The sequence below is a fragment of the Amycolatopsis echigonensis genome (assembly GCF_014174495.1).
GTDB classification, from domain to species: Bacteria; Actinomycetota; Actinomycetes; order Mycobacteriales; family Pseudonocardiaceae; genus Amycolatopsis; species Amycolatopsis echigonensis.
In genome coordinates this window covers 1-4,165 of the sequence record NZ_JACJHR010000180.1, presented here as the reverse complement: position 1 = coordinate 4,165, position 4,165 = coordinate 1, and the positions used below count along the sequence as shown (strand labels likewise).

Below are 4,165 nucleotides of genomic sequence, written 5' to 3'. Positions count from 1 at the left end.
CTTCCCGGGGAGTCCCCTCACGGACCGGTAGCCGGGGCGGTGGGGCGGGGACTGGCTACTACGATCGCGGCATGTCGTGCGCAGGTCTTCGATGAGTAGTCAGCCGGTCACGCTCTCGCGGCCCGTGCGGTTCTTCAGTTTCGCGTCCGCGACGAGTCTGCGCTGGACTGGCATCGGCGGCGTATTGCTGCTGGCGGTCGCGGTGTACGCCGGGGCCGCCGGGATGCCGGGGGTGCTGCCGTTCGCGGGCGGGATCGCCGGCGTCGGGCTGGTGGTGCTCGCGTGGGCGCTGCTCGGCGGACGCGTGCTCGCCTCGGACGCCCCCGGCGCGCGTTGGCTGAAGTGGACGCTCGCGTTGTGGTGCGGGCCGCTGCTCGTCGTGCCGCCGTTGTTCAGCGGGGACGTTTTCAGCTATCTCGCGCAGGGTGCGGTGGCCGCGCACGGGTTTGACCTCAACGTGGTCGGGCCGCGGCAAGCACTGGGCTCGGCCTCGGACATCGTCGGCCGGGTCAGCGTTTACTGGCGCGAGACGCCGTCGCCGTACGGGCCGTTGTTCGGTGCTGTCGAGCGGGTCATCGCGCAGGTGTCCGGCGGGAACCCGATCGTCGGCGTCGCGCTGCACCGGCTGGTCGAGGTCGCCGGGCTGGTGCTGATCGCGTGGGCGGTGCCGAGATTGGCCGCCGCGGCGGGAGCGTCGCCGCGGGTCGCGTTGTGGCTGGGCGTGCTGAACCCGCTGGTGCTGTGGCACGTGGTCGCCGGGATGCACAACGATTCGCTGATGCTCGGCCTGATGCTCGCGGGCGTAGCGATCGCGCTGGACGCGGTGGGCGACCGGATCCGCTGGTGGCCGCTCGCGGGCGGGGTCCTGCTGATCGCGCTCGGCGCGGAGGTGAAGGTGCCCGCGCTGGTCGCGCTGGCCGCGGTCGGGACGGCGATCGCCCGTCGGCGCGGCCGGATCGGCGAATTCCTGCTCGCCGGCGCGGGGATGACCGTCGTCTTCGCGGCGGTGTCCGCGGTGGTTTCCCTGGCGTCGGGGATCGGGTTCAGCTGGGTGTCCGCGCTGACGACCTCGGGGGAGGTCAACAGCTGGATGGCGCCTACGAACTGGTTCGGCTTTCTCGTCGGCGGCATCGGTTCGCTGTTCGGCGCGCACAGCACGCAGACGATGATCGGCGTCGGCAAGATCATCGGGTACGGGCTCACCGCGGCCGCGATCGTCGTGGTGCTGCGGCGTCAGTGGACCGGCCGGATCGAGGCGGTCCGCTCGCTCGGGCTGATGCTGAGCGCGGTCGTGGTTTTCGGGCCTGTCGTGCAGCCGTGGTATCTGCTGTGGGCGGTGGTTCCGCTGGCCGCGTCGTTGTCGGCCGGGCGAGTGCGGTCGGTGGTGATCACGCTCGTCGCGGCGTTTTCCGTCGTGCTTCCGCCGGTGGGCGGCAATTTCAGCGGGCGCGTCGGATTGCTGGTGCTCGCTTACGTGATCGGGCTCGTGGTGGTGGTCGCGGCGTTCTTCGCGCTGCGCAAAGCTTCCACAGCGGACTGACGCTGGCTCAGCCAGACTTGTTCGGCCGCTCGCGCGGACGCGATCGCGTCGTCGACCACCAGCGGGTTCGCCGGGTCGAGGGCGGTGTGCGATTCGGTCGTGTAGAAGCGGACCTCGTGCCCGTCCGGGTCGTGCAGGCCGGGCAGGATCCAGCCGAGGGTCGCGAAGTGGACGCCCGCGTGCTGTTCGCCGCGGCGGGTGAGGTCTTCGGCGAGTTCGGTGATGGCGGCCCGGTCCGGGACGCCGATGGAGAAGTAGTCGAACCCGGCCGCGGCGCGGGCCAGGTCCGGATCGAGGACAAGGCCGAGGTCCGGCCCGCCGCGCGGATGCGTCATCGTGACGCCGGTCCGACGGCCGCGCTGGCGGAATTCGAGGGCGATCGCGTAGCCGAGCCGGTCGGCGTACCAGGCTGCCGACCGGTCCAGGTCGGCCACCGGCAGCTTCAGGTGATGCACTCCGTCGAGGGTGGGAATCATCGATGACCTCCACTGATGCAGTAGGACTGCAATGCAGTTATGATGCATCTGGTGAAAGACCAGGTCAAGGCCGATGCCCGGGCCGAGTTCGGGGCCGCCCGGATCGCGCGGACCGAGGCGCTCGTCGTCGCGGCTGCGCGGGAGCTGTTCCTGGAACACGGCTACGCGGCCACCGCGCTCACGCAGGTCGCGCGCCGGGCCGGGGTCGCGCCGAGAACCGTGTACGTCCGCTTCGGCACCAAGGCGGCGTTGTTCCGGCGGGTCATCGACGAGGCGCTGGTGGGAGACGCGGAGCCGATCGACGTCGCGCACCGGCCGCGGGCGCAGGACGCGATGACCGCCGGAACCCTGGCCGAACGGCTGGACGCGCTCGCGGACGTCGCGGCCGGAATCGCGGATCGTGCCGGAGCCTTGCTCGAGGTGGCGGCGCAAGCCGAGGGCGCGGAGCCGGAAATCGCCGAGGCAGCGCAATCTGGGCGGCGGGAGACGGCGCGGTTGTGCGGGGAATTCTGGTCTCGTGCTTCCCGCGACGGCCTGCTTCAGTCCACTATGGACATCGAACAGCTCGCGAATACCACGGATGCCTTGCTGTGCGCGGACACGATGGTGCATCTGCGCCGGGTGCACGGCTGGTCCGCCGCGGAATACGGACGCTGGTTGCGTGAGGCGTTGCGCACGCTGGTTGCGGCCGGATAGGTTGCGATCATGGACATCGAGGTGCTCGTGTTCGACGTACTCGGCACGCTCGTCGACGAACCGGCCGGAATCCGCGCGGGAATCCGGAAATTCGCGCCGTCGCTCGCTGAAACAGAGGTCGACGAGCTGCTTTCGGTGTGGCAGAAGCATGTCGAGCAGGAACAAGGCCGCATCGTCGCGGGGGAGCGGCCGTACGTCGCGAGTGACGTCCTCGATCGGGAGGCCGCGCAGGCAGTCGCGGATGCCGTCGGTACCGGCGACGCGGCCGAGTTGGCGCTCGCGGCCAGGAAACTGCCGCCGTGGCCGGACACGGTCGACGGGCTTGCCCGCCTCGCCGAACGATTCCCGCTGGTCGGACTGTCCAACGCAAGCCGGACCGTGTTGCTCGACCTGTGCGCGAACGCCGGACTGCGCTGGCACACCGTGCTTTCCGCGGAAGACGCCCGCACCTACAAACCGGCCCCGGACGTCTACCGGCTGGCCATCGACGTCGCCGGACGCGCGCCGGAGCGGCTGCTGATGGTCGCCGCGCACGCCTGGGACCTGCGCGGCGCGCAGGAAGCCGGGTTCCGCACCGCGTACGTCGGCCGCCCGGTCGGCGACCCGCCCGGTTCGGCCGATCGTTTCGACCTGCGGGCAGACGGACTCGCGGACCTCGCCGACCAGCTCGAGCACGGTCGGGACTGAGCCCCGGGCGGCCGTCGAACGGACCGCAGGCCACGACGGCAACGCGTCCCCGAACCTGGTGCGCAAAACCCGCTGACTTTCCGCGCTGCTCACAGCAGATCTGCCGTGGGCAGAGAAGGCGGACGCGGCCGGGTCCGCGGCGGCACAGTCGGGGCATGACCAACGAATCGACTCCGCCGATGTTCGACCAGCGGCTCCGGGAACGGTTCCTGAGCCAGCGGGTCCTCGTACTGGACGGCGTCCTCGACGACGACAACGGAACGGTCCTCGCGACCCAGATGCTGTCCCTGGCCGGCGAAGACCCGGTCAAGGACATCGCGCTGTGGATCCACTCGCCCGGCGGTTCGGTCCCGTCGATGCTCGCGATCCGCGACGTGATGCGGCTGGTGCCGTGCGACGTGTCGACGCTCGCACTCGGGCTGGCTTGCAGCGCCGGGCAGTTCCTGCTGTCCGCGGGCGCGCCCGGGAAGCGATTCGCCCTGCCGCACGCGCGAATCCTGATGCACCAGGGTTCGGCGGGAATCGGCGGCTCGGCCGTGGAGGTCGAGGTCCAGGCCGACGACCTGCGCTACACGCGGGACACCGTGCTGGGCCTCATCGCGGAGGACACCGGACAGCCGTTCGACCGCGTCTTCGCCGACTCCCTGCACGACCGGTGGTACACCGCCGCGGAGGCGCGGGACTACGGCTTCATCGACCAGATCGTCGACCGCCTGGAGCAGGTCGTCCCGGTGCGCACGCACGCGATGGGCCTGGGGGTACGCGC

General features: G+C 70.9%; 5 protein-coding genes. 4 read left to right on the top strand and 1 reads right to left on the bottom strand.

The features are described from left to right. Positions 1-91 precede the first annotated feature (91 nt). Complete coding sequence (gene mptB / locus H5411_RS45830; RefSeq protein WP_183127942.1) at positions 92-1,540, top strand: polyprenol phosphomannose-dependent alpha 1,6 mannosyltransferase MptB; 1,449 nt, start codon at positions 92-94, stop codon at positions 1,538-1,540. Here the strand turns inward: mptB and H5411_RS45825 are convergent. Next, entirely contained in the window at positions 1,471-2,016 is a 546-nt protein-coding gene (locus H5411_RS45825) for a VOC family protein (RefSeq protein WP_220818356.1), read from the bottom strand. The two genes, mptB and H5411_RS45825, sit on opposite strands and share 70 nt — an antisense overlap. 51 nt (positions 2,017-2,067) lie before the next feature. Here H5411_RS45825 and H5411_RS45820 point away from each other — a divergent pair, with 51 nt between their 5' ends. The 3 genes from H5411_RS45820 to H5411_RS45810 all read left to right on the top strand — a co-directional run. Then, a complete protein-coding gene (locus H5411_RS45820; protein ID WP_220818355.1) occupies positions 2,068-2,712 on the top strand; it encodes a TetR/AcrR family transcriptional regulator in 645 nt (214 codons plus the stop codon). A gap of 9 nt (positions 2,713-2,721) precedes the next feature. Next, on the top strand, positions 2,722-3,399 hold the full coding sequence (locus H5411_RS45815; protein ID WP_183127941.1) for a haloacid dehalogenase type II: 678 nt from the start codon (positions 2,722-2,724) through the stop codon (positions 3,397-3,399). Between the two features lie 155 nt (positions 3,400-3,554). Next, the coding region (locus tag H5411_RS45810) for a ClpP family protease (protein WP_183127940.1) at positions 3,555-4,165 on the top strand (611 nt) is incomplete at its 3' end.

Excerpts from the sequence above, each read along its gene's own strand:
- H5411_RS45825 (WP_220818356.1), bottom strand. The coding sequence starts at position 2,016 with ATGATTCCCACCCTCGACGGAGTGCATCACCTGAAGCTGCCGGTGGCC.
- mptB (WP_183127942.1), top strand. The coding sequence starts at position 92 with ATGAGTAGTCAGCCGGTCACGCTCTCGCGGCCCGTGCGGTTCTTCAGT.
- H5411_RS45815 (WP_183127941.1), top strand. The coding sequence starts at position 2,722 with ATGGACATCGAGGTGCTCGTGTTCGACGTACTCGGCACGCTCGTCGAC.